This window comes from Mitsuaria sp. TWR114 (assembly GCF_007997345.1).
The window spans coordinates 1-4,120 of sequence record NZ_VOSR01000799.1 but is presented as its reverse complement, the minus strand read 5'-3'; the positions used below and the strand labels follow the sequence as shown (position 1 = coordinate 4,120).

Genomic DNA, 4,120 nt, shown 5'->3' with positions numbered 1-4,120 from the left:
CGCGCTGACCTGCTTCCTGGCGCGCGGCGCGTCGCTGGAGGACGCGGTGCGCGCGGCCAATCGCGCGGCCGGGCTGGTGGTCGGCAAGTTCGGCACCGCCTCGGTCACGCTCGAGGAACTAGGAGTCTCCGCATGAGTGCGCTTCCCCATCCGCTGCCGCGCCCGGCCCGGCGCCCCGCCACGACGCCGCCGCGCGTCGATCCGGACGCGACCTTCCTCGAAGGCCTGCGGGCGCATCGCGCGCTGTTCGACCGGCTCGACGCGCTCGGGCCCGACATCGCCCGCGCCGCGATGCTGATGAGCGACACGCTGCGCGCCGGCCGCAAGCTGATGCTGATGGGCAATGGCGGCTCGCCGCCGATTGCCAGCACCTGGCGGCCGAGTTCACCGGCCGCTTCAGCCGGGAACGCGCACCGCTGGCCGCGGTGGCGCTCACCACCGACAGTTCCGCGCTGACCTGCATCGGCAACGATTACGGCTTCGAGCAGGTGTTCTCGCGGCAGGTCGCCGGCCTCGGCGCGCCCGGGGACTGCGTGATCGGCATCTCGACCTCGGGCAACTCGCCCAATGTGCTGCGGGGTCTCGCGCAGGCGCGCCAGCTCGGCATGACGACGATCGGCCTGAGCGGCCGGGACGGCGGCGCGATGCGGGAGCTCTGCGACCTGTGCCTGGTCGTGCAACACAGCGACACCGCGCGCATCCAGGAGGCCCACATCTTCATCGGCCACACCTGGTGCGCGCTGGTCGAGCAGGCCCTGCTCGCGCCGTGACCGGCGGCCCGCTGACCGACCGCCCGTTCCGCTCGTTCTGGATGGGCGGCTACGAAGGCGCCGACCACGTCAACGGCCGCGGCGACGCGCTCGACATGGTCCGCGCCACCGGCCACGACCGGCTGCTGGCGCGGGACTACCGCGAGGTGCGCCGGCTCGGCCTGCGCTGCGTGCGCGAAAGCGTCGGCTGGCGCCTGAGCGAGCGCGCGCCCGGGGCCTGGGACTTCAGCCGCGCCCGGTGCATGGCCCGGACCGCGCGGCGCGAAGGCCTGCAGGTGCTGTGGACCCTGATGCATTACGGCGTGCCGCCCGACCTGACGCTGCTGGACGATGCGCTGATCCCGCGCTTCGCCCGCTTCGCGGCTGCGGCTGCGGCGGCGATCCGCCCGCTCTGCCCGGGGCCGCGCTTCTACACGCCGATCAACGAGATCAGCTTCCTGGCCTGGGCCGCCTCGTCCTCCGACGCGATGGGACCGGCGGGCGCGCCGCGCGAAGTCGGCGCCCGCGAGGACTCGCGGATCAGCGGCTACGAGATCAAGCGCCGGCTGGTGCGCGCGGCGCTCGCCGGCATGGACGCGATCCGCGAGGTCGATCCGCAGGCGCGCTTCCTGCACATCGATCCGGTGATCCACGTCGTACCGACGGAGGACACGCCGGACCAGCGCGCGCTGGCCGAGCAGGTGGCGTCCTACCAGTGGCAGGCCTTCGACATGCTGGCCGGCCGGCAGGATCCCGAGCTCGGCGGCCATCCGGCGGCGCTGGACTGGATTGGCCTCAACCACTATCACAGCAGCCAGTGGGAGGTGCCCAGCGAGAAGCGGCTGGCCTGGCACCTCGGCGATCCGCGGCGACAGCCGTTGTCCGCGCTGCTGGGTCAGGTCTGGCAGCGTTACGGCCGGCCGCTGCTGGTGGCCGAGACCGGCCACATCGGACGCGGTCGCGCCGACTGGCTGCACGACATCGCGGGGGAAGCGCAGCGCGCGCTCCGCGCCGGCGTACCGCTGGGCGGCGTCTGCCTCTATCCGATGCTGGACCGGCCCGACTGGTATGAGCCGGCGCGCTGGCACCGCAGCGGGCTATGGCATGTGCCGCGCGATGCGCGTGGTGCCGCGGCGGGACGGCGCCTGGTACGCCCCTATGCCCGCGCGCTGGCCGACTGGGAGCGAGGTCGGCGCAGCGCGATGGCGCTGGACCTCGTTGCGGATCACGGATCACCCGCCGGCTCGCACGCCTGACCGCGCGCCCGGCCCGGTGCTCAGGCCACGGTGACGCTGCGCATCCCGAGCACGCCGCGGAAGTGCTCGATCGTGCGGCGCAGCCCGTCCTCCAGCGCCACTTCCGGCTCCCAGCCGAGCAGCGCCTTCGCACGGCCGATGTCGGGACAGCGGCGCTTCGGGTCGTCCTGGGGCAGCGGCCGGAACACCAGTCGCGAGCGGCTGCCGGTCAGGCGCAGGATCATCTCGGCCAGCGCCAGCATCGTGTGCTCGCCCGGATTGCCGACGTTGATCGGCCCGAGGTGCGCGCCGTCCATCAGCAGCAGCAGCGCGCGCACCGTGTCGTCGACGTAGCAGAAGCTGCGCGTCTGCAGTCCGTCGCCGTAGATGGTGAGGTCCTCGCCCTGCAGCGCCTGGACGATGAAGTTGCTGACGACGCGCCCATCGCCGGGCCGCAGCCGCGGGCCGTAGGTGTTGAAGATGCGGGCCATCCGCACGTCGACGCCGCGCTCCTGGTGGTAGGCCATCAGCATCGCCTCGGCGCAGCGCTTGCCCTCGTCGTAGCAGGAGCGCGCGCCGTTCGGATTGACATGGCCCCAGTAGTCCTCGTGCTGCGGATGGCACTCGGGGTCGCCGTAGACCTCGCTGGTGGAGGTGTGCAGCAGCCGCGCGCCGGCCTGCTGCGCCAGTTCCAACAGGCGCCAGGCGCCCAGCACGCTGCTGAGCACGGTGTCCACCGGCGCGGTCTGGTAGTACGCGGGGCTCGCCGGGCAGGCGAGGTTGAAGATGCGGTCCGCTTGCGCCATCTCCGGCGTCGGTTCCAGGCACACGTCGCGCCGGTGGAAGGTGAAGCCCTTGTGGCCGAGCAGCTGGTCGAGGTGGCCGATGTCGCCGGTGCTCAGGTTGTCGACGGCCATCACCCGATGCCCGCGGGCGAGCAGGCGTTCGCAGAGATGGCTGCCGACGAAACCGGCCGCGCCGGTGACCAGGATCGTGCGGGGGGTGTCGATGGCGTCGTTCATGTCGTGACCTCATGGAGAAGCTGCATCCAGTCCGCGACGAAGCGGTCGATGTTGAATCGCTCCCGGGCCAGCTCGCGGCCGCGCTCGCCCCACTCGCGGGCCAGGCCCGGATCGCGCAGCAGCCGCGCCATGGTGTCGGCAAGCGCCTGCGGCCGGTTGTCGATGAAGCCGTTCTCGCCGCTGCGGATGACGGTGGCCAGCTCGGTGGTGGCCAGGCCGACGACCGGCTGGCCGATCAGCATCGCCTCGATCAACGCCAGGCCCAGGCTGGTGTAGCGGACCGGATGCAGGAAGAAGCGGTGCGAGGCCATGTGGGCCGGCAGCTCCAGTTGCGAGGCCTCGCCCCAGCCGCCTGGCAGCGCCTCGCTGCCCATGCCCACCAGCGTCAGCGGCACCCGCTCGAGCAGTTCCCGGTACAGGTCGGCGCCCAGGCGGCGGCCGCGGCGCTGCAGGTGGTTGACGACCACCAGCCCGCGCTCCAGCTCGCCACGATAGACCACCTGCGTCAGCGGCCGCACGCCGTGCTCGACCACCCGGGTCGGCGTCCGGCCCGCGTCCCACATCAGCGCGTTGAAGTGGGTGCAATGGACCAGCATCGCGCCGGGGTCCTGCACCCAGTGCAGGGTGTCGGTGGGATGCTGCTGCGGCGGGTCGTGTTCCAGGTAGACGCGCGGCAGCCGCTGCTGCGCCTCGCTGAGCCAGCGCGGGCGGTCCTCGTCCCAGCCGGCGCGTGCTGGTACAGCACCAGGTCGAAGGGCATGGTCGCGATCTGCTCCACCGGCGCCTCATGCACGTTGTCGCCCCAGGGCAGCGCGCCGACACGGCCCACGCGGCCTGGCGAGCCCGCCGGGTCGGTCACCAGGAAGAAGTCATGCGGAACCTGCGTGAGGTTGTAGAGGTAGTTGCCGTGGACGTGCCAGGTCAGGATGCGCAGGCGACGGGGCATGGGGACCCTCCTTGGAGATCGCGACGGATGGGATGGATGGCGCGGACGAACGCAGCAGGTCTTCCAGCGCCTGCAGCACCTCGAAGACCGACAGCGCATGCGCGCAGGCATGGCCGTTCGGGCATTCGGGATAGGCGCAGGGACGGCAGGGCGCGGGCTTGGCCAGCA

The 4,120-nt window shown here is 72.3% G+C and carries 4 protein-coding genes and 1 pseudogene; 3 read left to right on the top strand and 2 right to left on the bottom strand.

Annotated features, from left to right (window positions below):
• The first annotated feature begins 132 nt into the window (after nt 1–132).
• Genes FUT87_RS31110 through FUT87_RS24340 form a run of 3 tightly spaced genes read left to right on the top strand, consistent with a single transcriptional unit; the run spans nt 133 to nt 2,005 of the window.
• The gene (locus FUT87_RS31110; protein WP_255512004.1) at nt 133–456 is read left to right on the top strand and encodes a hypothetical protein; all 324 of its coding nucleotides are present in this window, start codon (nt 133–135) and stop codon (nt 454–456) included.
• Nucleotides 372–770: an SIS domain-containing protein gene (locus FUT87_RS31105; protein WP_255512005.1), complete on the top strand. Its 399-nt coding sequence runs from the start codon at nt 372–374 to the stop codon at nt 768–770. Before FUT87_RS31110 ends, FUT87_RS31105 begins: the two co-directional genes overlap by 85 nt.
• Nucleotides 767–2,005 carry a hypothetical protein gene (locus tag FUT87_RS24340; protein ID WP_147242660.1) on the top strand — a complete coding sequence of 413 codons (1,239 nt, stop codon included), beginning with the start codon at nt 767–769 and terminating at the stop codon, nt 2,003–2,005. Before FUT87_RS31105 ends, FUT87_RS24340 begins: the two co-directional genes overlap by 4 nt.
• Before the next feature lie 20 nt (nt 2,006–2,025).
• On the opposite strand, the gene FUT87_RS24335 is transcribed toward FUT87_RS24340, so the two are convergent.
• The gene (locus FUT87_RS24335) at nt 2,026–3,006 is read right to left on the bottom strand and encodes a UDP-glucuronic acid decarboxylase family protein (protein ID WP_091724517.1); all 981 of its coding nucleotides are present in this window, start codon (nt 3,004–3,006) and stop codon (nt 2,026–2,028) included.
• Nucleotides 3,003–3,952: pseudogene (locus FUT87_RS24330) on the bottom strand (glycosyltransferase family 4 protein). The gene FUT87_RS24335 and the pseudogene FUT87_RS24330 overlap by 4 nt, the downstream one beginning before the upstream one ends.
• Nucleotides 3,953–4,120 lie beyond the last annotated feature (168 nt).

What these genes read in the sequence shown, in the direction of transcription:
- FUT87_RS31110 (WP_255512004.1), top strand. Translation starts at nt 133, where the DNA reads ATGAGTGCGCTTCCCCATCCGCTGCCGCGCCCGGCCCGGCGCCCCGCC.
- FUT87_RS24335 (WP_091724517.1), bottom strand. Translation starts at nt 3,006, where the DNA reads ATGAACGACGCCATCGACACCCCCCGCACGATCCTGGTCACCGGCGCG.